Origin of the sequence: Catenulispora subtropica (assembly GCF_039531675.1) — a bacterium.
Taxonomy (GTDB): domain Bacteria; phylum Actinomycetota; class Actinomycetes; order Streptomycetales; family Catenulisporaceae; genus Catenulispora; species Catenulispora subtropica.
In genome coordinates this window covers 24,795-47,741 of the sequence record NZ_BAAAQM010000058.1, presented here as the reverse complement: position 1 = coordinate 47,741, position 22,947 = coordinate 24,795, and the positions used below count along the sequence as shown (strand labels likewise).

Annotated in this window: 25 protein-coding genes and 1 pseudogene; 8 read left to right on the top strand and 18 right to left on the bottom strand. The window is 72.5% G+C overall.

The genetic code is table 11. The features are described from left to right. Positions 1 to 32 precede the first annotated feature (32 nt). Positions 33 to 662, bottom strand: coding sequence for an AMP-binding protein (locus ABD466_RS35820; protein ID WP_344661699.1), 630 nt, complete (start codon positions 660 to 662; stop codon positions 33 to 35). A 138-nt stretch (positions 663 to 800) separates the two neighbouring features. Between ABD466_RS35820 and ABD466_RS35815 the strand changes: the two genes are divergently transcribed. Together ABD466_RS35815 and ABD466_RS35810 are read left to right on the top strand one after the other, a co-directional pair. Continuing rightward, positions 801 to 1,145, top strand: a complete 345-nt coding sequence (locus ABD466_RS35815) for a hypothetical protein (RefSeq protein ID WP_344661698.1) — start codon at positions 801 to 803, stop codon at positions 1,143 to 1,145. Continuing rightward, the gene (locus ABD466_RS35810; protein ID WP_344661697.1) at positions 1,142 to 3,085 is read left to right on the top strand and encodes an AMP-binding protein; all 1,944 of its coding nucleotides are present in this window, start codon (positions 1,142 to 1,144) and stop codon (positions 3,083 to 3,085) included. Before ABD466_RS35815 ends, ABD466_RS35810 begins: the two co-directional genes overlap by 4 nt. An 18-nt stretch (positions 3,086 to 3,103) precedes the next feature. On the opposite strand, the gene ptsP is transcribed toward ABD466_RS35810, so the two are convergent. The 9 genes and pseudogenes from ptsP to ABD466_RS35765 all read right to left on the bottom strand — a co-directional run bounded on the left by ptsP (position 3,104) and on the right by ABD466_RS35765 (position 10,098). After that, positions 3,104 to 4,732, bottom strand: a complete 1,629-nt coding sequence (gene ptsP, locus ABD466_RS35805; protein WP_344661696.1) for a phosphoenolpyruvate--protein phosphotransferase — start codon at positions 4,730 to 4,732, stop codon at positions 3,104 to 3,106. Next, entirely contained in the window at positions 4,725 to 5,018 is a 294-nt protein-coding gene (locus tag ABD466_RS35800; protein ID WP_344661695.1) for an HPr family phosphocarrier protein, read from the bottom strand. Before ABD466_RS35800 ends, ptsP begins: the two co-directional genes overlap by 8 nt. A gap of 16 nt (positions 5,019 to 5,034) precedes the next feature. Continuing rightward, positions 5,035 to 6,075, bottom strand: coding sequence for a zinc-dependent dehydrogenase (locus ABD466_RS35795; protein WP_344661694.1), 1,041 nt, complete (start codon positions 6,073 to 6,075; stop codon positions 5,035 to 5,037). Positions 6,076 to 6,079: 4 nt separating this feature from the next. Continuing rightward, positions 6,080 to 6,535, bottom strand: a complete 456-nt coding sequence (locus ABD466_RS35790) for a PTS mannitol transporter subunit IIA (RefSeq protein ID WP_344661693.1) — start codon at positions 6,533 to 6,535, stop codon at positions 6,080 to 6,082. After that, positions 6,528 to 6,836 carry a PTS lactose transporter subunit IIB gene (locus tag ABD466_RS35785; protein ID WP_344661692.1) on the bottom strand — a complete coding sequence of 103 codons (309 nt, stop codon included), beginning with the start codon at positions 6,834 to 6,836 and terminating at the stop codon, positions 6,528 to 6,530. Before ABD466_RS35785 ends, ABD466_RS35790 begins: the two co-directional genes overlap by 8 nt. A 160-nt stretch (positions 6,837 to 6,996) precedes the next feature. Beyond that, positions 6,997 to 7,284: pseudogene (locus tag ABD466_RS35780) on the bottom strand (PTS mannose transporter subunit IIA); the annotation flags it as partial. A gap of 131 nt (positions 7,285 to 7,415) precedes the next feature. Next, positions 7,416 to 8,468, bottom strand: coding sequence for a 1-phosphofructokinase family hexose kinase (locus ABD466_RS35775; RefSeq protein WP_344661691.1), 1,053 nt, complete (start codon positions 8,466 to 8,468; stop codon positions 7,416 to 7,418). Continuing rightward, the gene (locus ABD466_RS35770) at positions 8,465 to 9,226 is read right to left on the bottom strand and encodes a DeoR/GlpR family DNA-binding transcription regulator (protein ID WP_344661690.1); all 762 of its coding nucleotides are present in this window, start codon (positions 9,224 to 9,226) and stop codon (positions 8,465 to 8,467) included. Before ABD466_RS35770 ends, ABD466_RS35775 begins: the two co-directional genes overlap by 4 nt. An 80-nt stretch (positions 9,227 to 9,306) precedes the next feature. After that, positions 9,307 to 10,098, bottom strand: coding sequence for an alpha/beta fold hydrolase (locus ABD466_RS35765; protein WP_344661689.1), 792 nt, complete (start codon positions 10,096 to 10,098; stop codon positions 9,307 to 9,309). Positions 10,099 to 10,173: 75 nt separating this feature from the next. Between ABD466_RS35765 and ABD466_RS35760 the strand changes: the two genes are divergently transcribed. Then, positions 10,174 to 10,596, top strand: coding sequence for a MarR family winged helix-turn-helix transcriptional regulator (locus ABD466_RS35760; protein WP_344661688.1), 423 nt, complete (start codon positions 10,174 to 10,176; stop codon positions 10,594 to 10,596). Between the two features lie 3 nt (positions 10,597 to 10,599). Here ABD466_RS35760 and ABD466_RS35755 read toward each other — a convergent pair whose 3' ends face one another. After that, the gene (locus ABD466_RS35755; protein ID WP_344661687.1) at positions 10,600 to 10,818 is read right to left on the bottom strand and encodes a dodecin; all 219 of its coding nucleotides are present in this window, start codon (positions 10,816 to 10,818) and stop codon (positions 10,600 to 10,602) included. Positions 10,819 to 10,955: 137 nt separating this feature from the next. Between ABD466_RS35755 and ABD466_RS35750 the strand changes: the two genes are divergently transcribed. From ABD466_RS35750 to ABD466_RS35740, 3 genes are all read left to right on the top strand, one after another. Continuing rightward, positions 10,956 to 11,609: a DUF2461 domain-containing protein gene (locus ABD466_RS35750; protein ID WP_344661686.1), complete on the top strand. Its 654-nt coding sequence runs from the start codon at positions 10,956 to 10,958 to the stop codon at positions 11,607 to 11,609. Positions 11,610 to 11,682: 73 nt separating this feature from the next. Next, complete coding sequence (locus tag ABD466_RS35745) at positions 11,683 to 12,399, top strand: Mut7-C RNAse domain-containing protein (protein WP_344661685.1); 717 nt, start codon at positions 11,683 to 11,685, stop codon at positions 12,397 to 12,399. A gap of 100 nt (positions 12,400 to 12,499) precedes the next feature. Continuing rightward, positions 12,500 to 13,273: a DUF1266 domain-containing protein gene (locus tag ABD466_RS35740; RefSeq protein WP_344661715.1), complete on the top strand. Its 774-nt coding sequence runs from the start codon at positions 12,500 to 12,502 to the stop codon at positions 13,271 to 13,273. Positions 13,274 to 13,290: 17 nt separating this feature from the next. Here the strand turns inward: ABD466_RS35740 and ABD466_RS35735 are convergent, their stop codons facing one another. Further along, positions 13,291 to 13,617, bottom strand: a complete 327-nt coding sequence (locus ABD466_RS35735; RefSeq protein WP_344661684.1) for a hypothetical protein — start codon at positions 13,615 to 13,617, stop codon at positions 13,291 to 13,293. Between the two features lie 109 nt (positions 13,618 to 13,726). Between ABD466_RS35735 and ABD466_RS35730 the strand changes: the two genes are divergently transcribed. Then, positions 13,727 to 15,169: a restriction endonuclease gene (locus tag ABD466_RS35730; RefSeq protein ID WP_344661683.1), complete on the top strand. Its 1,443-nt coding sequence runs from the start codon at positions 13,727 to 13,729 to the stop codon at positions 15,167 to 15,169. On the opposite strand, the gene ABD466_RS35725 is transcribed toward ABD466_RS35730, so the two are convergent. The 5 genes from ABD466_RS35725 to ABD466_RS35705 all read right to left on the bottom strand — a co-directional run bounded on the left by ABD466_RS35725 (position 15,141) and on the right by ABD466_RS35705 (position 20,800). Next, the gene (locus ABD466_RS35725) at positions 15,141 to 17,771 is read right to left on the bottom strand and encodes a class III lanthionine synthetase LanKC N-terminal domain-containing protein (protein ID WP_344661682.1); all 2,631 of its coding nucleotides are present in this window, start codon (positions 17,769 to 17,771) and stop codon (positions 15,141 to 15,143) included. The genes ABD466_RS35730 and ABD466_RS35725 overlap by 29 nt on opposite strands. Before the next feature lie 150 nt (positions 17,772 to 17,921). After that, the gene (locus ABD466_RS35720) at positions 17,922 to 18,089 is read right to left on the bottom strand and encodes a hypothetical protein (protein ID WP_344661681.1); all 168 of its coding nucleotides are present in this window, start codon (positions 18,087 to 18,089) and stop codon (positions 17,922 to 17,924) included. Positions 18,090 to 18,182: 93 nt separating this feature from the next. Beyond that, positions 18,183 to 19,373, bottom strand: a complete 1,191-nt coding sequence (locus ABD466_RS35715) for a low temperature requirement protein A (RefSeq protein ID WP_344661680.1) — start codon at positions 19,371 to 19,373, stop codon at positions 18,183 to 18,185. Between the two features lie 68 nt (positions 19,374 to 19,441). After that, complete coding sequence (locus ABD466_RS35710; RefSeq protein ID WP_344661679.1) at positions 19,442 to 20,032, bottom strand: GNAT family N-acetyltransferase; 591 nt, start codon at positions 20,030 to 20,032, stop codon at positions 19,442 to 19,444. A 75-nt stretch (positions 20,033 to 20,107) separates the two neighbouring features. Next, positions 20,108 to 20,800 carry a TetR/AcrR family transcriptional regulator gene (locus tag ABD466_RS35705; RefSeq protein WP_344661678.1) on the bottom strand — a complete coding sequence of 231 codons (693 nt, stop codon included), beginning with the start codon at positions 20,798 to 20,800 and terminating at the stop codon, positions 20,108 to 20,110. A gap of 68 nt (positions 20,801 to 20,868) precedes the next feature. Between ABD466_RS35705 and ABD466_RS35700 the strand changes: the two genes are divergently transcribed. Beyond that, positions 20,869 to 22,089, top strand: coding sequence for a saccharopine dehydrogenase family protein (locus ABD466_RS35700; protein WP_344661677.1), 1,221 nt, complete (start codon positions 20,869 to 20,871; stop codon positions 22,087 to 22,089). Here the strand turns inward: ABD466_RS35700 and ABD466_RS35695 are convergent. Further along, positions 22,086 to 22,934, bottom strand: coding sequence for an NAD(P)H-binding protein (locus ABD466_RS35695; protein WP_344661676.1), 849 nt, complete (start codon positions 22,932 to 22,934; stop codon positions 22,086 to 22,088). The genes ABD466_RS35700 and ABD466_RS35695 overlap by 4 nt on opposite strands. Positions 22,935 to 22,947 lie beyond the last annotated feature (13 nt).

The window sequence follows — 22,947 nt, the reverse complement described above, 5'->3', positions numbered from 1 at the left end:
GGGAACCGCTTGAGGCGTGAGTCAGCGTTCGGTCAGCGTCCGGTCAGCGCCGGCATGTCCGCCATCGCCAGATGACCACCGCGGACCAGCGGAGCCCAGAGCGCCACGGCCGAGGCGTCGGCGCCGAGGACGAGGCCGTTCGGCCTGGTGACGAACTCTGCCAGAGCCCGGTGCGACACAGGTGTTCCGGCGGACTGATCGGCGGAGTAGCTGATGTAGGCGGGTGAGTCAGAGGTCTGGTTAGGCGCGCCAGGGTCGGTGGCACCCTCGGCGACGGGAGTCTCGGGAGTGAGCACCTTGAGACCGACAGGCAGTCCGTCTTCCAGGTCGGAGACCAGGAACCGCACTCCGGCACCCCGGACCAGCTCAGCATGCCGGGCTTCGGAGTCCTCCGGATCGAGGGCGAGGTAGGCAGCGCCGGCGCGGAGTACCGCGAGCAAGGCCACGACCAGCCGCGGCGTGCGGTGCATCAGCACGGCGACGACTTCGCCCGGCCGCACGCCGTGCGTCCGCATCTTCGCGGCGAAACCGTCGGCGACGAAGTGCAGCCGCTGGTAGGTGGCCGTGGTGTCGCCCAGGCTGAGCGCGACCGCGTCGGGCTGCCGGGCGGCGTGTTCGGCGACGAGTTCGTGGATCAGGGGCGAGTGGGCTTCAAGCATCATCGGGTACATCCTTCATGCGCGGCGGAGCGGCAGCGTCACTGTGCCGGGATCGGCGGCTCCGCGAACGTCCTGTTTTCCCGTGACAGGACACCGCGTCGCGGTCGCAGCACGCTCGGGCCGTTCCCGAAGGAGACGTGAATGAAGGTCCTGTCGTTCGCCGCCGCGCCGCGCCACCCGCGCTTCCGGCGGGTCTGGGCCGGGCAGGCGGCCAGCGCCGTCGGTGACGGCCCGTCGGAGATGCTGGGCCGGGTCTTCGCGATCGACACCCGCGGCACGTTCGCCATGCAGCCGGTGGGGCTGGCGCCGGCCCCCGTGGTCGCGGCGGGCATCGGGAACGCGTCCGTGCCGGGGATCGGCCTCGCGGCGCTCGCGATCACCACGGTCGTACCCCGGTTCCCACGCGACGTATGTGCGTTCGCCGACAGGGGGGCGGCGGCGAACGCGCCCGTGGCCGGGCTCGAGACCACAGCAGCGTCGGCATGAACCACGGCCCGGCGGCGGTTCCGGGTTCGCCTGCTCAGCCGTTTCCGGTGCGCACGCCGGGCTCGCTGCTCGCCTCCACGTTCCCGGATCTGGTGGCGCGCGCGAACGCGACGGACCGTCCGTATCCCGCCGAGCTGACGATCCCGGATCTGCTCGACGCGGCGGCGTGGGCGCACGGGACGGCTCCGGCGCTGCGGACGGCGGCGGGCGTGGCGCTGTCGCATCGGGAGCTGGCCGAGGCGACCCGGGTGCAGGCGGCCCAACTGGCGTCGGTCGGGGTGGGGCCCGGGGTGCCGGTGGCGGTGCTCGTCGACCACGAACCGGCGGGCGTGCAGGCGATCATCGCGATCGTGCGGGCGGGTGGCTGCTACGTGCCACTGGATCCGCGGTGGCCGGTGGCACGGTCTGTCGAGCTGCTGGTGTCGCTGGGCGTCACACGACTGGTCGCGGGGCAGGGCCTGTGGCGGCTCGGATGGGAGATCGCCGCGAGCGTACCGGGGATGAACACGGTGCTGTCCACGCCGGGGTACCTGCGGCCGGCGGCCGCGGGCGTCGAGACGGCGGCGAGACCCTACGCGCCCTCCTACCACTGCACAGCCGAGGAGGTGCTGGCCTACATCGAGCACGTCGCAGGCCTGATTCCCCCCTCCGACGGTCCGGTCGTCGAGGTCGGCGCCGGGAGCGGCCTGCTCGCCCGGCGCCTGACCGAGCAGGGCCGGCCGGTGGTGGCCGTCGACGAGATCGGCGGGATCCTGGACCACGCCGGAAACGCCCAGGTGGTGGTCCTGGCCGGCACGGTGCAGGACTTCCCGAGCATCGGCTACCTGGCCGACGTCCTCGACACCATCGCCGACGCCCTGCCGGTGGGCGGCTCGATCGTGCTGGCCGACCTCATCGACCCGTCGAGCGGCCAGTCGCCCGGGAGCCTGCGGATCCCGAGGCGCTGGTGGGCGAGCAAGTACGTCATGGCGCGCCCCGGGGTCGGCATCCATGTCAGGACCCGTACCGGCCGGACCGGCCTGGGGCCGCTGGCCGAGCGGTACGACGTCGTGCTGACCGTCGGCCCCCGCCCGAAGTCCGGGCCCGGACTCCCTCGCGTGCCGTTGACGGACCAGCCGCGGGCGTGGGACGCGCTGCCGCGATCGGCGGTCGCGGCTCCCAGCCCCGCCGATCCGGCCTACGCGATCACCACCTCCGCGGAGTCGCCCACCGCGGTGGCGATCCGGCACCGGAGTGTGGTGAACCTGGTGGACTGGTTCAACCGGCGCCACGAGGTCACCCACCGGGACCTGATCCTGCAGTTCGCCGGGCTGACGAGCGACCTTTCGGTGTACGACCTGTTCGGGATGCTCGCGGCGGGTGGCAGCGTTCTGTTGCTACCCGAGGTCGCGCTCGCTCACGCGGACCGCGTCGCCGAGGTCCTGGTGCGGAGCGGAGTCACGTTGTGGAACTCCGGACCGACGGCGTTCACCGCGCTTCTCGCCGCCCTGGCCGCCCGGCCTCTCGGGGACCGGAGCCGCATGCGGCGGGTGTTCCTCTCCCGCGAGCCGGTGCCCCTCACCTCCTTCGAGGAGATGCGGCGCCAGTTTCCGAACGCCGAGCTGGTCACGCTGGGCGGCGGGCCGGAGACGTGCATCTGGTCGAACGACTTCCCCGTCACCCGGGTCGATCCGGCGTGGACGACCGTGCCCTACGGCCGCCCCATCCAGAACGCCCGGTACTACGTCCTCCGCGACGACGGCACGCCGTGCGACGTCGGCGAACCCGGCACCCTGCACATCGCCGGCGACTGTGTGGCGGCGGCCTACCTCAACGACCCCGTCCTGACGGCCGCCCGCTTCCGTCCCGACGCCTGGCGACCCGCCTCCACCATGTTCCGCACCGCCAGCCGGGCCGCGTGGACCCATCACGGCTGGCTGGAGCTGGTCGGACACCAGTGATCCGGACGGCGCCGTGGATCACGGTGCCGCTTCCCGGGCCGCACTCGGATCGTCCGCGTCGAGGACCCGGGCGGCAGCCCGGGCGCACTGGTCGAGCGTGCGTTCGGCGAGCGCGGCGTGGACCGCGGGGACGGCGGTCGCCGCCATCGACAGGGAACTGATTCCCAGGCCGACCAGAACGGGCGCCAGGCGGGGATCGGCGGCGGCCTCGCCGCAGACGCCGACGGGTCTGCCGACGGTGCGGCCCGCGTCGGCGCAGTGGCCGATCAGGTCGAGGAGAGCCGGCTGCCAGGGATCGAGCAGGTCGGACAGACGGCCGTCCTGGCGGTCGGCGGCCATCGTGTACTGACCGAGGTCGTTGGTGCCGATCGAGAGGAAGTCCACGTGGCGGAGGATGCGGTGGGCGCGGAGTGCCGCGGCGGGGATCTCGATCATCACGCCCACCTTCGCGAGTCCGTGGTGGCGGGCGCGGGCGGCGAAGGACGCGGCCTCGGCCGGGGTCGCCACCATCGGCGCCATGACCCAGACGTCGGCGGTGGTCGCGGCCGCGGCTTGGGCGATCGCGGCCAGCTGGTCGTCGAGCACCTGCGGGAGCCCGGCCGCCGTTCGCAGGCCTCTGATCCCGAGTGCGGGGTTCTCCTCCGGAGGCAGGCCGAGGAACGGCAGGGGTTTGTCGGCCCCGGCGTCCAGCGTGCGGATCACGACCTTGCGGCCCGGCAGCAGGTCGAGGACCTCGGCGTAGGCGGCGCGCTGCTCGGCGGGGGACGGAGCCGATCGGCGGCCGAGGAACAGGAACTCGGTGCGGAACAAGCCGACACCCTCGGCCTCGGGCCGGACGTCCTTGGCCGACCCGATGTTGAGCAGCAGCTCGACGGGATGGCCGTCGGCGGTGCGGCCCGGCGTGGCCGGGACCGCGACGCGCGTCTGCGGACGGCCCGCGCTCGCGGTGGCGGCGGATCCCCCGGCCCGCACCGTCCCCAGGTCGCCGTCCACCGCCACCACCACGCCGTCCGCGAGCTCCAGTGCTCCGGCGACCCCGACGACCGCCGGGATCCCCAGCGCCCGCGCCAGGATCGCCGTGTGGCTGGTCGGCCCGCCCCGCACTGTGACCACGGCCAGGACGTCCGCCGGATCCAGCATCGCGGTGTCGGCCGGCGCGAGGTCGTCGGCGACCAGCACGAACGGATGGCCGGGCGCCGGCAGCCCCGGCATCGGCGCGCCCAGCAGCCACGCGACCGCCCGATCCCGCAGATCCTCGAGATCGGCGGCCCGCTCGGCGAGATAGCCGCCGCCCTCGCGCAGCAGTCCGGCCTGCTCGTCGAACGCGGCGGTGACCGCGTGCGGCGCGTCGGCGCCGCCGGCGACCCGCGCCGCCACGGCCTCGGCCAGCAGCGGATCCGCCGCGATCATCGCCAGGGCCTCGAGGATCTCCCGCGCGGCGCCCGACGTGCGCGCCGCCCGGTCCTCGAGATCCTCGGTCAGGGCGGCCAACGCCGACCGCGCCGCGGCGGCTTCGGCCTCGGCGTCCGCGACGACCCGCGCCCCGGGCAGGGCCGGCGGCCGTCCCATCCGCGCCACCGGCCCGGACGCCGCACCCGCGCTGACCCCGAGACCGCTGAGCAGCGTCCGGGCCGTCACCTCACCCATCCGCCCGCGCCCCCTCGCCCTCTTCGTCCAGGTCCCGCCCCAACAGCTCGGCCAGCGCCGCCAGCACCTGCTCGGCGCCCTCCCCGTCGGCCTCCAGCGTCACCTCGGTCCCCTGCTTCACGCGCTGCGTCAGCACCGCCAGGATGCTGCGCGCGTCGACCGCCGGGCGGTCGCCCACCCGCAGCCGCACCGGCACCGGCTGCGCCGACGCCGCCCGCACGAACAGCTTCGCGGACCGCGCGTGCAGACCGCTGCGGGAACCGACCGTCACCGTGCGCTCCGGCATGCCTCGCTCCTCCCGCTCAGGGTTCGATGGTGACCTTGATCGCGGCGCCGCGCGCCACCAGGTCCAGGGCCTCGTGGACACGGTCCAGCGGCAGCCGGTGCGTGATCAGGTTCTTCACCGGCACCGCCCCGGACGCGATCAGCTCCAGCGCGCGGGCGTTCTGGTCGGGCGAGGAACCGTTCGCGCCGACGATCGTCAGCTCGCTGTAGTGCACCAGGTTGGAGTCGACCGTGATGGTCGGCTTGTCCTTCGGCAGGCCGCCGAAGAAGCTGACCCGGCCGCGCGGCGCGGCGATCCGCAGCGCCTGTTCCTGAGCCGCGCCGGCGGCGGCCGCCGTGATGACCACGTCCACGCCGCGGCCGTCGGTGAGCTTGCGGACCTGTTCCACCACGTCGCCGTCCTCGGCGCAGACCGCCTCGTCCGGCCGCGCCAGGGACGCGGCCAGTTCCAGACGTTCACGGTTGAGCTCCACCAGCATGACCCGGGACGCACCGCGCGAGCGGGCGAGCCGCACGTGCAGGCAGCCGATCGGCCCGGCGCCGAACACGACGACCACGTCACCGGCGCCGACCCTCGCCAGTTCCTGGCCGTTCAGCACGCAGGCCAGCGGCTCGGCCACGGAGGCCTCGTCGAAGCCGACCCCCTCCGGGACGCGGTGGAGCCCGCCGACGGCGAGCACCGAGCGCGGCACGATCATGTACTGGGCGAACCCGCCCTCGTACTGGTAGCCCATCGACTCCTGGTTCGTGCACACGGTCTGGTGCCCGCGCCGGCACTCCTCGCACGTCCCGTCCGGGATGGCGGCGATCACCTGCACCCGGTCGCCGGCCGCGAAGCCGGAGACCTGCGCGCCGACCTCGACGACCTCGCCGGCGATCTCGTGGCCGAGCACCCGCGGCGGGTCGATCCGGTAGTGCCCGAACCGGAAGATCTTCAGGTCGGTGCCGCAGGTGGAGCAGTTGCGGACCCTGATCTTCACCTCGTCCGGGCCCGGCGCCGGCTCCGGCATGTCCTCCAGGCGCAGATCGCCGGGACCGTGGAAACGTGCGACTTCCATGTTCTTATTCAGCCTCTCCGTCCGGCGTCAGCAGCCGGATCAGTTCCTTGACTCCGATGGCGGCGCGCAGCGCCTCGGCCCGGGCCGGGTCCATGAGGATCTCGGCGAGGTCGGCGAGGACGTCCAGGTGGCCCTCGCCGAGCGCGGCGATCGCCACGCACAGCACCACCTCGTCGCCGTCGCCCCAGTCGACCGGGGCGGCGAGGCGGACGACGGCCAGCGTGTCGCGGCGCACCAGCGCGCGTCCGGCCAGCGTGCCGTGGGGGATCGCCACGCCCTCGCCGATGAAGGTGGAGATCTCGTCTTCGCGGGCCAGCATCGCCTCGACGTAGCCCGCCTCGACCGCTCCGGCCTCGACCAGCAGCTCGCCGCAGGCCCGGATCGCCGTCTCCTTGTCGGCGGCGTGGACCCCGACCCGGACGGCCTGCTCGGTGCGCAGACCGTCGCGTACGTCAGACATCGATGGTGCCGCCGTCCTGGATCGCCTTGACGACCTTCTCCACGGCCGGGTCGCCGAGGAAGATCTGGAAGGCGACGACGGGCTTGCCCGGCGCCGCCGCCCGAGCCCGCTGGGCGAGCCCGGCGTTGGTCAGGATCAGGTCGGCGTCGGCGGGGATCGCCGAGACCGGCGCGTGGTCCACGGTCACGCCGTTGTTGCTCAGCTTGCGCTTCAGGGTCCCGGCCAGCATCACCGACGAGCCCATGCCCGCGTCACAGGCCACGATGATCTTCTTGATGCCGGAGGCGTCCAGGGCCGTCATGCCGCCGCCCCCTCGGTCGCGGCCTGCGCCGGGATCGCGGTGCCGGCGGCGTCGCCGGACTCCTCGGCCTCGGCCCCTGCTTCGGCCCCGGCCTCGGCACCGGCTTCAGCCCCGGCCTTCTCGCCACGTCCGAATCCGAGCAGCAGCGAGCCGACGACGCCATGGTGGCCACCGCGCCGATCACCGCGCCGCGCTGGCCGTGCACGATCCGGCCGCCGGTGTAGCCGATCAGGATCGGCAGCAGATAGGTGATCATCGGGCCGACGAGCTTGCCGAGGCCGGCCGACGGGGTCCAGCCCGTCGGGATGAACAGGGCCGTGATCAGGCCCCAGGCGATGAAGGCGCCGATGTTCGGCATCACCATGGAGGCCAGGGAGGAGCCGAACTTCTGGACCGTGGCCTTCAGCCCGGTGCCGGTCGGAGCCGGCGTGTAAGCCATCGTTGACATGTCGTCCTCCTCGGGACGGACTGTGTTCTCGGGGATGGGGCCCTTCGGGTAGTGCGATTGCGATGACCGGCTCAGCCGCCGTCGAGTGGCGGCGAAACCGGCGGTGGTCAGGTGTCGTGTCAGGTGTCGTGTCAGGTGTCGTACGCCGACAGGAGCTGCCCGCCGGGCCGGTTCTCCGGATCGCGGACGACCCGGACCCCCTCCCGACTGACGTCCTTCGGCCCCGGCATCCGGCTGCCCGGCAGCCCGACGGCGGCCCTCCCCCAGGACACCGCCTCGATCAGCGCGTCCTCCCCGGACGCCCCGGCCGCCTGCGCGGCCAGGAATCCGGCGAGCATCGCGTCTCCGGCACCGACGGTGCTGCGCGGTTCGACCGGGTCGGCGCGGCAGTACCGCGCTCCGTCCCGGTCCACCAGGACCGCGCCGTCGGGGCCGAGGCTGGCCAGCACGGCCCCCGCTCCCCGTTCCCGCAGTTCCTCGGCCGCCGCGACGACGTCCGAGACCTTCGCCAGCGGCCGTCCGACGGCCCCGGCGAGTTCCTCGCGGTTGGGCTTGATCAGGTCGGGTCCGGCCGGGACGGCCGCGACCAGGGCGGATCCGCTGGTGTCCACCGCGACGCGGAAGCCGTGCCCGGCGAACAGTTCGGTGAGGCGGGCGTAGACGCCGTCCGGGACGCCGGGCGGCAGGCTGCCGCACAGCACGGCCCAGGATGCGCGTGTCGCTTCGGCTGCTTCGGTGCCGGTTGCGGTGCCGGTTGCGGTGCCGGTGCCGGTGCCGGTGGTCTCGCCGGCGCCGTCCTCGCTCCCGCAAGCCCGGAGCATCGCCTCGCCGACCGCCGCCAGTTCTCCGGCGGTCAGCGGCGACCCGGGCTCGTTGATCTTCGTCGACGTGCCGCCGCCCTCGACGAGCGTCACGTTCGACCGGGTCCGGCCCCCGACCGGCACCGCGATGACCGGGATCCCGGCCTCCTCCAGCAGCCGCACCGTCTCCCGGCCGTCGGCGCCGCCGCACGGGATCACCGCACGGGACGCGACGCCGAAGGCGCGCAGCGCCCGGGTCACGTTGACCCCCTTGCCGCCGGGGTCGAGGTGCACGGAGACGGCGCGGTTCACCGCGCCGCGCCGCAGCCGGCGCAGCTCCAGCGTCCGGTCCAGGCTCGGATTGAGCGTCAGGGTGACGATCACGCCCGGACCACCCGCACGCCCGCGCCGCCGAACGCGGCGGCGGTCTCCTCGTCCAGACCCGTGTCGGTGACGAGGACGTCGACGTCGGCCAGCGTGCCGAAGCGGGCCATGCAGTCGTTGCCGACCTTGGTGTGGTCGGCCAGCAGGACCGTGCGCCGGGCCGCGGCGATCATCGCCCGCTTCACGGCAGCCTCGGTGACGTCCGGGGTAGTGAGACCGCGCGCCACCGAGACCCCGTTGGTCGCGACGAACGCCACGTCCGCGCACAGCTGCGACAACGGGGCCAGGGCCCAGTCGTCGACCGCGGCCATGGTGCGGCCGCGGATCCGGCCGCCGACCATGAGCACCGTGAGATGGGGGCGGGTGGCCAGTTGCGCGGCGAAGGCCGGGGCGTTGACCACCACGGTCAGCTCCCGGTCGACCGGCAGGATCTCCACCAGCCGGCCGGTCGTGGTCCCGGCGTCGATGATCACCGAGCCCTCCTCCGGCAGCTCGGCCAGCGCCGCCTTGGCGATCCGCTCCTTCTCCGCGGTCATCACCGCGTCCCGGGCGGCGACGCCGGGCTCGAAGCCGAGGCGCTCGACCGGGATCGCACCACCGTGCACCCGGCGCACCACCCCGGCGCGCTCGAGCGCCGTCAGGTCCCTGCGGATGGTCTCGGTGGTGACCGCCAGCTCCTCGGCCAGGGTGACGACGTCGACCCGGCCCTCGGCCCGCGCCTTCGCCAGAATCGCCAGCTGCCGTTCCTCCGCGTACATGGCCCGCCCCTGAGATCGCCGTCTCGACGTCGCGCCCGCTTGATTGGTTTCGGCGCCGTTTCTCTTTGTTCTTGTTGTTTCTACCGCACGGATCGAGGCCGGTCAACATCCAGTTCCGCCGCGAACGCGTCGAGCGCGGCGAAGGTCGCCTCGGGACGCTCCAGATGGGGGAGGTGGCCGGCACGCAGGATCAGTTCGAAGCGGGAGCCGGGGATCCGGGCGGCGAGTTCGCGGCCGTAGCCGGTGGTGACGATCCGGTCGGACTCGCCCCACAGGACGAGCGTGGGGACGTCGATCGCGGCCAGCCGGGCGGCCAGGGTCGGGTCGTGCATATAGGGGTCGCCCGCCAGGGCCCTGAGACTGGCCATGTTGGCGACGCGCTGCGCCCGCTGCTCCTCGGTGAGGCTCGCGGGGTCGACGTAGAAGCGGTCGGCGTCGTGGTAGCTGTACTCCGCGGCACCGCGGGCGTCGAGGGCGAAGAAGTCGCGGATCGGGTGGGCGTCCACGGCGATGCCGACACCGTCGACGATGACGAGGCCGCCGACGAGGCCGGCGTCGTCGCGGACCGCCATCTCGGCCGCGATCCAGCCGCCCACCGACGACCCGACGAGCAGCACGTCCCGATGGCCGGCCGTGGCCAGCTCGCCGAGGTAGAAGGCGGCCAGCGACGCGACGTCGACGAGCTGTTCCGGACGCTCGGTGCCGTTCCACCCGGGGTGGGTCGGCGTCAGGACGTGCATGCCGCGGCCGGCCAGGTGCTCGGCGAGGCCGGCGACGGTGGCCGGGCCGCCTCCGCCGTGCAGGACGAGGGCGACGCGGGCCGGGGCAGGGGCGGAGGCAGGAGCGGGGGTGAGGAAGTCATCAGAAGCCATGCCCGCCACCGTAGCTACGTATGCGTAGTTAAGCAAGCGTAGCTATTGATGCGTAGTCACGATAGGATGAGGCCCGTGCCCGTGGACATCGAATCGCTCGGACGCGCCGTCAAACAGGCGCAATACCGCAACCACCGCGCGCTGGAGACCGCTCTGGCGCAGGTCGGCACGACGCTCGTGCAATGGGACGCCCTGCGCGCGATCGCCCGGACGCCGGGCTCGTCGGGGCGGGAACTGGCCGCGGAGACCTTCCAGGGCGAGCAGTCGTTCGGCGCGCTGGCCGGGCGCCTGGAAGCGCAGAAGCTGATCGAGCGGCGGCCGGGTCGCGGCCGCCGGGTGGAGCACTTCATCACCGAGGCCGGGCAGCGGGTGCTGGCCGACGGACGGCCGTTCGCGTCCGGGGCCCTCGCCGAGTCCTTCGCCCCGCTGGACGAGGAGGAGCGCGCGACGCTGCTGGCGCTGCTACAGCGCATGGTCGGCGGTGCCGCGCGCGGCTGAGCCCTACTCCGGGTCCTCCAACTGGAACCCGACCTTCAGGCCGACCTGGAAGTGCCCGACTTCGCCGTCCACCAGGTGCCCACGGATCTGCGTGACCTCGAACCAGTCGAGTTTGCGCAGGGTGGCCCCAGCGCGCTTGAGGCCGTTGCGGATGGCAGCGTCGATGCTCTCGGGTGAGGAGCCGACGATCTCGGTGACGCGGTAAGTGTGTTCGTTGCTCATGTTCTGCCTCCCACGGCGGCGGACTTCCGGTCCACGCTCCCGCATCGGGGCCGCTCGCGCATCCGGGCCGTCCGAACGGGTGAGCCAGGTGGCGGGGCGGGCGGGGCGGGGGGACCGGGACGTGGTGAGATGGCGGCATGGCGCGTTTCGCAGGGTTCAGTGATGAGGCGTACGACTTCTACTTCGAGTTGGCCGCCGACAACTCGAAGGAGTACTGGACCGCGCACAAGCACGTGTACGAGCAGATGGTCCGCGATCCCATGCAAGCGCTGCTCGACGAGCTGGCGCCGGACTTCGCCGCCGATCCGTCGATGTTCCGGCCGTACCGCGACGTCCGCTTCAGCAAGGACAAGTCCCCCTACAAGACCCGCCAGACGGGTTTCCTGTCGACGGCGCGCGGCGTCGGGTACTACCTCTCACTGAGCATGGACGGGCTGTACGTCGGCGGCGGTTTCCGCTCGCAGGATCGCGAGCAGGTCAAGCGGTTCCGGGCGGCGGTCGACGACGACGTGACCGGGGCCGAACTCGCCGCGATCGTGGCGAGGCTGGAGAAGCGGGGCTTCACGATCGGCGGCCGGCAGGTACGCACTCGCCCGCGCGGCGTGCCCGCGGACCACCCGCGGCTGGACCTGATGCGCCGCGAGTACGTGAACGCTGGGCGCGACGTGGATCCGGCCGACGCCGCCGGACCGGGCTTCGTGGCCGTCCTCAAGAAGGACTGGCGGGCGTTGACGCCGCTGGTGGAGTGGGTGATGGCGAACGCGGCGCCGAGCATGGTGGAGCCGGATTAGAGGCCACCCCGGCCACGGGGCGGGCCGCGCAAAGGAGTCGCGACCCGATCACCGCGCCTGGCATGCTGGGCCCGTGGCGAAAGCGGAGATCACCATCACCTTCGACCCCGGCCTGCACCTGTTCGTCGCGGGTCCGAACCGGGTGCCCGCCGCGCCGGTCGAAACCGACGGCACTTCCAGCCTGGGCCATGTGGTGGAGTCGCTCGGCGTCCCGCTGACCGAGGTCGGCGCGCTGCTGGCGGACGGCCGGCCGGTGTCGCCCGGCCACGTCGCGGCGGACGGCGAGCACATCGAGGTCCGCAAGTTCACGACCCCGCAGCGCGTCGAGGGACCGCTGCGCCTGCTGCTGGACATCCACCTGGGCACGCTGGCGCGGCGGCTGCGGCTGCTCGGCATCGACACCGCGTATGAGACCCCTGATATCGGCGACGCCGCCCTGGCGGCCCGCTCGGCCGCGGAGCACCGGGTGATGCTGTCGCGCGATCGCGGGCTGCTGCACCGGCGCGAGCTGTTCGCCGGCGCGTACGTCTACAGCACCAAGCCGGCCGAGCAGGTGGACGAGGTGCTGGCACGGTTCGAACCGGAACTGGCCCCGTGGACCCGCTGCACCGCGTGCAACGGCGAACTGCGGGCGGTGACGAAGGAGCAGATGGGGGACCGGCTGCAGAGCGGGACCGCGCGGACCTACGACACGTTCGCCGAATGCGAATCCTGTGGTCAGGCCTACTGGCGGGGCGCGCACTCGACCAGCTTGAACGCGATCGTGGAGCGCGCGACGCGTAATCGGTAGCGGCCGTCGCGGTGACCGTACAAATACCCGGGCCCGCACCCGAGTGCGGGTAGTTGTGCCGGTACGACCCGCCGTCCGGGCCGATTACTGTCCCGTGGCCATGGGCCTGCTGGACAAGTTGAAGAGCCTGCTGGAGTTCAGCTTCAGAGTGCTGCCGGACGCGCCCCCGCTGACAGCGGAGCAGGAACGCGGCCTGGCACTGGGCGCCATGTACGCCGCCGACGACGTCCTGCCGGTCAACGCCCTGACGACGGAGTGCGACCCGCGCTCCGCGGCGAAGATCCTGGACGCGGGCTGGGGCGTGACGGACGCCACGACGGCGCGGGACACGTACGCGTTCCTGCTCCAGGGCGGCGGTCACCGCGCCGTCTACACCTGTGTCCGCGGCTACCTCAACGCCGGCTGGGACCTCACACGCTCCGACGAGCGGGCCCGCCTGGAACAGGCGACCCGCGAGATCCCGGCCGTGGCCGCCCAACGCGGCGAACGCCCGGACGTCGCCCTCCGCTACTTCAACGCCGCCTGGCCCCAGCGCGCGATGATGCAGTGGCACCACCCCCGCCGCATCATCGACTCGATCGCCGCCTGGGACGCGGCCCGCGTGGTGCACGTCAGCCGCTTCATCCTCGACGCCGGCTACCTCGACCCGGCCGAGGCGTGGTCCGCGATCGCGGAGGCGACGGCGATGTGCCGGTCGGAGTACGCCTCGTGGGAGGAGTTCCAACTCGGGTTTCTCGCGGGGCGGGCCTTCTGGCAGAGCAGTACCGGCGGGTATGACTCGATGGAGATGGGACGGGACTACCGGCGGTTCACCAGTTGCGGGAAGCAGTTGTTGACGCGGGTGGACAGTCCGTGGAGGCGGTGGGCTTGGTAGGGGGTCACGCTTCGACGTCAAAGCAGGTGGCGGTCCCAGATGGCGTAGGCCGTCGCGAGGAAGAAAGCTATCGCCAATAGCAGCAACGCCATAGCGGGTACAGCGTAGGCGATGCATGCAGCCGTGTTCGCCTCCTGTGACGCGAGGTTGAAGCCGAGGATCGCGCCGGCTGGCGCGCAGATCCCTCCGATCGGAGCCGTGATCGGGGCAAGTGCTGCGGCTACGATCTCGGTACCAGAGACGCCGCGACGCGCCTGTCCAGCCAGACAGAGGTAGAAGGCCTGACCCGCGACTGCGGCCACGGCGCAGAGACCGAATAGGACGTTCGCCACAATGTGCCCCATACTTTGAAAGTAGGCACGGCCGACGGCATCGTTTATCCGGGTTCGTACTCAGTCCGGCTCGGGAAGCTACTCAGGTACGCAGGACTCGGCGTACGGGAGGGGCTGCTCTGTGGCACGGTCGAAGGCGAAGAGCATCACGCAGCAGTTGATCGACGCGCAGCAACGGCGGGCCAAGGAGAAGGCCGCGCGGGAGAAAGCCGAGCGTGAGGTGGAGCAGAAAGAGCGGCGAGCTGCGGCGCGCAGGGCCGAAGCGGAGGCCCGGCGGGTGCAACGGGCGGCGGAGGCTGAAGCGCGGCGGAAGCAGGCGGCTGATGCGCGGCAGGTTGAGCAGGTCCTGCGGGGGATGGAGAAGCGGGAGACCGCGCGGCAGCAGGCTGAGGCGCGGGAGGCGTTGCTGAGGCAGCGAGAGGCGTTGCGGGCTGCGGAAGGGGAGGCTGCGCGGCGGTTGCGGGCGGAGGCCGCTGAACGGACTGCGGAGGTTGAGGGGCGGGTCCGGGCGATCGGCAGCATCTTGGCCGGGCGGGATCGTGGGCTGGAAGCCTTGCGAGAAGAGACCGACGGCGCGTACGAGAGCGACGGGGCCGAAGGTTTCGCCGAGTGTGTGGCAGCGATCCTGGCGGAGCGCGCGTTCCTCAAGCGAGGACGGCCTGTCCAGGTTGTCTACTCCCCCGCCAACCGGCGCCTGACGCTCGAAGTCGACCTACCGCGACGGGAGGGCATACCGGCCGAGAAGTGCTACCGCTATGTCGCCGCGCGCGAAGAAGTCGTTGCCGAGCCTCGCAAAGAGTCCGAGGTGCGGAGCATCTACCAGGACGCCGTCGCGCGCCTGATTCTCTGCGTCGCCGACTACGTCGCCGCGATCACCTCCGCCGCTCTCGTCGACGCCGTCGCCGTCAACGGCTTCGCGCGCACCACCGATCCCGCTACCGGGCACGCCGTCCGGCCTTGTCTCGTCAGCCTCCTGACTTCGCGTGAGGCCTTCGCGCACGTGGCCCTCGACGAGCCCGGCCTCGACCCTGTGCGCTGCCTGCAACGCCTCGGGGCACGCGTCTCGCCCAGTGCCTACGACCACGACGCCGTCCTTCCGATCGTGGAGCTCGATCTGGAGCGGCTCGGCGCTGCTGGGGATACACGGGACGCGCAGCTGGACCTGACCACGATGGATCCCTTCGCCTTCGAGCGCCTCATCCGCGATCTCTTCCTCGCCATGGGCTTCAAGGCCTGGCGGACGCCGGACAGTCACGACGGCGGCGTGGACGCCGTCGCCGTCCGCGACGACCTCGCCATCGGCGGCGTCTGCGTCATCCAGGCGAAGCGGTACAACCACACCGTGCCGGTCGAGGCGGTGCGCGCGCTGTTCGGGAGCATGCAGGCGCAGAAGGCCTCTACCGGAGTCGTCGTCACCACGTCGTCGTTCGGTCCGGCCAGCCATGCGTTCGCCGACGAGGTCGGGCGCATCACGCTCATCGACGGCCCGCGGCTCAGGGTCCTGCTTGAAGAGCACCTCGGCATGGCGGTCCGGATCAGTGCAGAACCGCCGCGGACGCGGTGAGGGTCAGAGCGGTGGGGCCGCCGTGGCGGGACAGGCGGCGGAAGAAGCCCAGGATGCCGGCCAGACCGTAGGCCCAGGAGGCGCTGTAGTCCGTCGGGTTGTTCTTCACGAACACCGGGTGGTCGGCGGGGCCGGCGCTGCGCAGGAGCATCTGGGCGGCGACCGCGTGCGCGGCGTCCCAGTACTTCTCGTCGTCGTCGTGGGCCGCGACGTCTATCAGCATGTTGCCGATGCCGGCGAGGCCGCAGCACTGGACCGGCTTGTCGACTCGGGGGATCAGGGCGATGCACGCGTCGGCGGCGCGGCGGGCGGCGGCGACGTACTGCGGCTCCCCCAGGTGGTCGCCCGCCATGAGCAGCGATGACGCGATACCGGACAGTCCCTGGCACCAGGACGCGGCCAGGGGCACCGTCGTGGGCCGCCGGGACTTGGCGACCAGCCGGTCGGAGCGGTGCATCAGGTCCCGGGCGCGTTCGTCCGCGGCGGCGAGGATGGTGGTGTCGCCGAGGCGGGCGCCGATGGCGGCGAGGGCGTCGACGGTGCCCGCCAGGCCGTGCCCCTTGGCCGCCGACGGCTCGACGCCCGCCGGCTCGGGCAGGGTGCCGGGCTGGGCGGTCTCGTCCGGGGCGGTGTTGGCCAGGACGTGTTCGGCGCAGGCGCGGGCGACGTCCAGATGCTCGGCACGGCCGTCGAGGTCGTGCAGGAGCAGGTGCCCGAGGCCGACGCCGGACGCTCCGCTGATCAGGTCGCAGTACTCGGGCTTCCAGTCCATCTGGGCGCCCCAGCCCGGCGCCGGGTGCACCATGCGGGCCGGCAGCCGCCGGCGGGCGCTGAGCCGGAAGTAGTCGAGCCCGGTGCGTCCGGTCCACAGGCCCGGTCCGAGGCCGACGACGTCGGCTCCCGCCTCGCTGAAGCGGACCAGTCCGGCGGCGAGCTCGGCGGTGCCCGGCGTGTCGAGGTGTTCCAGCAGCTCCAGGCCGATGCCCGCGCCGCCCCGGTACACGCACCCGTCGACGCCGACCTTCTCGTGGCGGGGCACCTCCGTCAGGACCCTGCGGGTCTGCGCCATGAGATCGGCCAGGACGTTGCCGGTGATCTCGGCGACCAGCGCCTCGCTCACCGGGGCCGACGGCGGCAGAGGCGTGCGCGTCGGCGCCGCTGTGGCGAACGCGCCCGCGGCCATGCGGCGGGCCGCGTCGTGGGCGCGGGCGTCGTCCATGCTGAGCAGGTCGCAGATCAGGCCCAGGACGCCGGCGGGGCTCTCGCCACAGCGCGCACGGATCATCCGCAGCGCCGCGCGGCGCGGCTCGTCAACGTCGGCGCTCAGCACCACCGGCGGCAGCGCGGACCAGGCGTAGAGCAGTGTGGCGCCGAGCGCGACGAGGTCGTCGCCGGTCGTCGGCTCCTGGTGGCGGAACTGGCGGGCCGAGGAGTAGCCGGAGGTGCCGCCGGGCAGGTGCAGGCCGTTGAAGCCGGCCAGGCCGAGGTCGATGAGGGTGGCGGCGCCGTCCGGGCCGATGACGACGTTGCGCGGGTTCAGGTCGCGGATCAGGACCCCGCGTCCGTGCACGGCGAGGATGACGCCCGCCATGCGCTCGGCGAGCCGTTCGAGGGTGCGCCCGGGCACGGCGCCGGGTTCGCCGGCCGCGGCGTAGCGGCCGTGCTCCACCACGTCGTCGGCGAGGTTGAAGCGGCCCACGTCGCGGGTCACCAGGAACTCGTCGGCCTCGGTGCGGAAGTGGTCGACGTAGCCGGCGACGCCCTCCACGCCGCGCAGCGCCGCCAGGACCCGGCGTTCGTTGCGGACCCGCAGCCGGGTGTCGACGCCGTCCTCGCCCTCGTCGACCAGAGCGCGACTCTGCTTGACGATCACGCGGCTGCCGTCGCGCAGGTCCACGGCGCGCATCACGTCGCCGCGGCCGGCGTGCACGATGCCGCCGTCGATCTGGAAGTGGTCGCCGAGGAGGGTCGGCGGGTCCGCTTGGTCCGGGCGGGCAGGCCGGGCGCGGCGGCCGCGCTCGCCGGTGAACGGGTCCACGGCCCAGGCGGGCTGCCGGTACCGCTGCGTGGCCAGCGCCGGGAACTCCTCGCCGTCCGGGCCGGTGAGGGTCAGCACGAGCTTGCCCTGCGCGTCGGCGGTCCACGGCTTGTCGATCGGGCCGTACCGGTAGTAGACGGGGGCGTCGGGGGCGACGCGGCGGTCGCTGAGCACGCGCGGCGCCGCCCAGCCCTGTAACAGCCGGGCGAGCAGCAGGCCGACTTCGCGCACCCGGTTCTGCTCCGGGTAGACGGTGAAGGCCTTGCCGATCGAGGAGGGGGTGGTGGTGCCGTCGTTGAGGCGGGCCAGTGCGTCGGACGAGCGGGCGAGTTTGAAGGCGCAGCCCTCGGCGAGCAGCGCCGGGAGGATCGCGTCCGCGGTCGCGCCCAGGGTGGTGATGCGGCTGGAGACGTGCAGCTTCCACCCCTGTTCGGGGACGCGCGCGCCGTGCGGCAGGACCATCAGCCAGACCGGCCCGGGCTGGGTCCGCACCGGGGTGCCGGCCCGTTCGGCGTGGGCCGCGACCAGGCGTTCGACCTCTTCCGCCGACAGTCCGCCCTTCATGTCGACCGTTCCCTCTTCCCGTGGAGCCGTGGTGCCGTCCGTGCCATCAAAGCCGTCAGTGCCGTCAGTGCCGTCAGTGCGTCGGACCGTCGCCGTCCTCGTGCCGGGGCCGCGCCGGGGCCCTGGGTGTCCGCGGGACCGCCCGGGCCGCTACCGGGGGACGTCCGCGGCGAGGAACCACTCGCCGGCGTCGTCGCCGGAGCAGTGGAAGCACTGCGTATGGTCGCGGCTGGCGTCCACCACATTGCTGAAGGCGGTGTCGACGTCGAGGTCTTCGGTGGCGGTCTCGCGCGGCTCCAGTTCGAGCAGTTCGGTCATCGTCGGCGCTCCTCAGGACAGGGCGGCTGATGTGCGGACTCTGCTCTGTCTAACCAGCCGGAAGGCAGGCGTCAATAGGTGATCCACTGGGATCTAGGCAGGCGCCGGTGGCGCGTCACGGCGTCCCGCGTAACCCTCCGCGACCAGCATCAAAACCATGACAACGGTGAGGCCCAGCAATTGGGCGGCCGACGCGACTCGGGCCAGCGGGACGGTGGCGAGCACGGCGGCCGCGCCGAGCGCCCGGTAGCGCCGCGGCCCGATGCCCAGACTCAGGCGGAAGCCCAGGTCACCGAGCAGGAAGGCGGCGACGCCGCCGGCCAGGGCGACGGCCGGCGCGGTGCCCAGCGCGTCGCCGAGATGGGCGATCGCCTTCTTCAGTCCGGCGGCGAGGATGGCGACCCCGAGCAACATCGGGATGAAGCTGTAGTAGTAAGCGAGCATTCCCAGGCGGAAACGGGAGATTCCGCGAGCGGCGCCGAGCGCGTGCTCGGCGGCGGACTCGTCGGTGCCGAAATACGTCCACCACAGGGTGGCGGCCAGCCCGAGCGCCAGGGCTATGCCGGAGGCCAGGGCCCAGTCCAGCGGGAGATCGGCGGCGCCGACGCCGATCGCGACCACGGACTCGCCGAAGGCGATGATCAGCAGCAGGCCGTGGCGTTCGACGAAGTGCGCCGGGTCCAGCTCGCCGACCTGCTCGGTGACCGGGGCGCGGCCGGCCGCGTACTCGCCGGTGATGCGGGAGGAGACGATCGGCGCGAGCTGCTGGAGCAGCACGGCGGCGACCCAGAGCGCGTCACCGGCCGTGCCGTCGGCGGCTCCGGCGAGCGTGACGCAGCCGGCGGCGACCAGGTTCGGGATCGCGAAGCTGAGGACGTACTTGCCGTGGATGAGCGCGTAGAGCGTGCTGTGGACGGCGGTGACGAGGATGAACGCCAGTCCGAAGGCGACGCCGTCGCTGGTGAAGACCTTCGGCACGGCCAGCGCACAGGTGAGGAAGCCGAACATGCCCGCCACGAGGATGACGCGCCGGGCCAGGTTCTCCGGCGGGACCTGGTTGGTGAGGTAGGCGTAGGCGCCGTACATCCAGTACAGGATCGCGAAGATCAGCAGCACGCGGCCGGCCTGCGCGAAGGACAGGTCGTCGGCCAGCAGCACCGTCAGCTGGGTGATGGTGAAGACGAAGACGAGGTCGAAGAACAGCTCCAGCGTGGTGACGCGGCGCGGGACCGGATCGTGCTCGGTGCCGGGTGGACTCTCGACGGGAGCGGGCGTGGCAGTCATGGTCTCCCCCTGCGTGACTGATCGGTCCTTCACCCTAACGGGCGAAGGACCGCGTGATCGTCACTCGTTCACCCGCGCGCCAGCCGCTCCGTGAGCCGCTCCTTGGCCGCGGGCCACTCGTCCTTCAGCATCGAGAAGTACACGCTGTCGCGCCACGTCCCGTCCGGCCGCAGCCGGTGCCGGCGCAGTACGCCCTCGCGGCTGGCCCCGAGCCGCGCGATCGCGTTCTGCGAACGCTGGTTCATGTGGTCCGTCTTCCACTGCACGCGCCCCATCCCGAGGTCCTCGAAGGCGTGGGTGAGCAGCAGCAGCTTGGACTCGGTGTTCACCGCGCTGCGCCAGTACGCGCTGCCGTACCAGGTCCAGCCGATCTCCAGCCGCTCGTCGACGGGGCTGATGTCGAGGTACGTGGTCCAGCCGATGGCGCGCCCGGTCTCCAGCAGCACGACCGCGAAGGCGACGTAGTCGCCGGTGAGCACGGTGTCCAGCTTCTCGCCGAGTTCGGTCTCGGTGCGGGGCGTCGGGCCGCCCTGCCACTGCCAGACCGCGTCGTCGTTGCCGCCGGCCGCGAACAGGTCGGGCAGGTGGTCGCGGGTGAGGGGCTCGAGGCGCACGTGGCGGCCGGTCAAGGTCACGGGTGCGGGAGTCTTCGCAGGCATGATCGAATGCTATTCAAGAATTGAACTAGTAGCAACTGTCATTGTACTAGTTCAATGCGGGGAGAGTCGGCGGCATCAGGCTTCGAGCTCGGCGGCCGCGCCCGCGAGCAGCAGGTCGAGCGCCGCCGGGTAGGCGCTGTCGTTCATCCGCGCCACCAGCAGCGGCGCGGCGGCGGCGATGTGCGGATGCGTCGCGGCGGGCAGTCGCGCGTACGTGGCCCGCCATTGCTGCTCGTCCGCCTCCCGTGCCTGGTCCGGCAGCGCGAGCGAAGCGGCGTCCAGGGCGGCGAACGCCAGCGTCTGGTCGATGAAGGCGTGGTAGACCCGTGCGGCGGCCGCGCCACGGAATCCGGCGGTGTGCAGGATGCCGAGGATCGTCTCGTCGGCGGCGATCTCGTGGGAACGGCCCGACACCCGGTTCGCCGTCAGCTGCGCGGCCTGCGGATGGGCGAGATACGCGCGGTGGATGCGTGTTCCCAGCGAGCGCAGGTCTTCGCACCAGTCACCGGTGGGCTCCCAGCCGTCGAGAGCGCGGTGGATCAGTTCGTCGCCGATGGCCAGGACCAGGTCGTCCATGCCCGCGAAATAGCGGTAGACGGCACTGGGGTCGGCGCCGAGGGCCAAGCCGAGGCGGCGCGCGGACAGTCCGGCGGCGCCGTGTTCGGCGAGCATGCGCAGCGCGGTCGCGACGATCAGGTCGTGGGTCAGGACGGTGCCCTGCTTGGTGGGGCGGCGTCGGCGGCGGGCGCTCTCGGGCGTGGGGGGCATGACCGGCAGCGTAGCGGCTTATGTCAACACCATTGACGTTAGCGGGGCGGCGCCGGTTCGATCCCGGCATGCGCATCCTTCTTGTGGGCGCCGGCGGTGTCGGCACCGCCGTGACCCGTATCGCCGTTCGCCGTCCCTTCTTCGAGCACTTCGTGGTGGCCGACTACGACCCGGCCCGCGCCGCGAGCGCCGTGGCCGCGCTCGGAGGCGACCCCCGCTTCGTCGCGGCCCGCGTCGACGCCTCCGACCGCGGCGCCGTCCGCGCGCTGCTCGCCGAGCACCGTTGCGACGTGCTGCTCAACGCCACCGACCCGCGTTTCGTACCGCCGCTGTTCGAGGCCGCGCTGGCCGCCGGCGCCGACTATCTGGACATGGCCATGTCGCTGTCGCACCCTCATCCCGAGCGGCCGTACGAGGAGTGCGGCGAGAAGCTCGGCGACGCCCAGTTCGCCCGCGCCGGGGAGTGGGAGGCGGCCGGACGGCTGGCGCTGGTCGGCATCGGCGTCGAGCCGGGCCTGTCCGACGTCTTCGCCCGGTACGCCGCCGATGAGCTCTTCGACGAGATCGACGAGATCGGCGTCCGCGACGGCGCGAACCTCACCGTCGAGGGCTACGACTTCGCGCCCTCCTTCAGCATCTGGACCACGATCGAGGAGTGCCTGAACCCGCCGGTGGTCTACGAGCGCGAGCGCGGCTGGTTCACCACCGCGCCGTTCAGCGAGCCGGAGGTCTTCGACTTCCCCGAGGGCATCGGGCCGGTGGAGTGCGTGAACGTCGAGCACGAGGAGGTGCTGCTGGTCCCCCGTTGGATCGACGCCAAGCGGGTGACCTTCAAGTATGGGCTCGGCGACGACTTCATCAGCAAGCTGAAGACCTTGCACGATCTCGGGCTGGACCGCACCGAGCCGGTGGTCGTGGGCAGCGCCCGCGGACCGGTGGCGGTGTCGCCGCGCGACGTCGTCGCCGCCGCGCTGCCGGACCCGGCGACGCTCGGCGACCGGATGCGCGGCAAGACGTGCGCGGGGACGTGGGTGACCGGCACCAAGGACGGCGCGCGCCGCGAGGTGTACCTGTACCACGTGGTCGACAACGAGTGGTCGATGAAGGAGTACGGGTCGCAGGCCGTGGTGTGGCAGACGGCGATCAACCCGGTGGTGGCCTTGGAGCTGCTGGCGACCGGGGCGTGGAACGGGGCCGGGGTGTTGGGCCCGGAGGCCTTCGCACCACGGCCGTTCCTGGACTTGCTGGTGGAGTACGGCTCGCCGTGGGGGATGCGCGAGGGGCACTAGCGCCAGGTGGCGGCGTTCTCGGCGGCGTACTGCGCGAGGCTGCGGGCCGGACGCCCCGTGGCCCGTTCCACGACGTCGGTCACCGGGGCGTTCACGCCCTCGTGGATGAGGTCGTACAGGCCGCGCTGCCAGGTGATCGCGCGCTCCCGCACACCGGCCGCGCGCAGGTTCTCGGCGGCCTGCTCGTGGCTGATCGGATGGTAGGTCAGGTCTTTGCCCGCGGCGTCGCCGATGGTCTTCAGCGCCTCGGCATACGTCAGGCTCTGCGGACCGGTCACGTCGTAGGTCTGGCCGGTGTGGCCGTCCTCGGCCAGCGCCGCCGCGGCGACCTCGGCGACGTCGCGGGTGTCGACGAAGCTGAGGGCGGCGTCGCCGGCGGGCAGGTCCAGCGCACCTTTGTCGCGCAGGCCGGCCGCGAAGGCGTTGCCGAAGTTCTGGATGAACCAGTTGGGCCGCAGGATGGTCCACTCCTTGCCGGAGGCGCGGACGTCACGTTCCCAGTCGGCCATCATGACCTCCGGCGGCAGCCGGTCGGCGCCGATGACGGACAGCAGGGCCACGCGGCGGAGGTCGGGAGCCTCGGCGAGGAGTTCGCCGACCAGGGTCTCCCCGGTGGGGTGCGCGTAGGGGCCGACCATGTAGAGGCCTGAGGCGCCTTCGAGCGCCGGCGCCCAGGTGCCGCGGTCGGCCCAGTCGAAGCGCACGGGGCGGACGGCGTCACCGTGGTGCGCGGTGTCGGGAGTGCGGCTCGCGGCGGCGACCTTCACACCGCGCGCGGTGAGGGCCTCGACCACCGAGCGTCCGGTCTTGCCCGTCGCGCCGATCACCAGGACGGTCATCTTCATCAGCTCCCTGTTG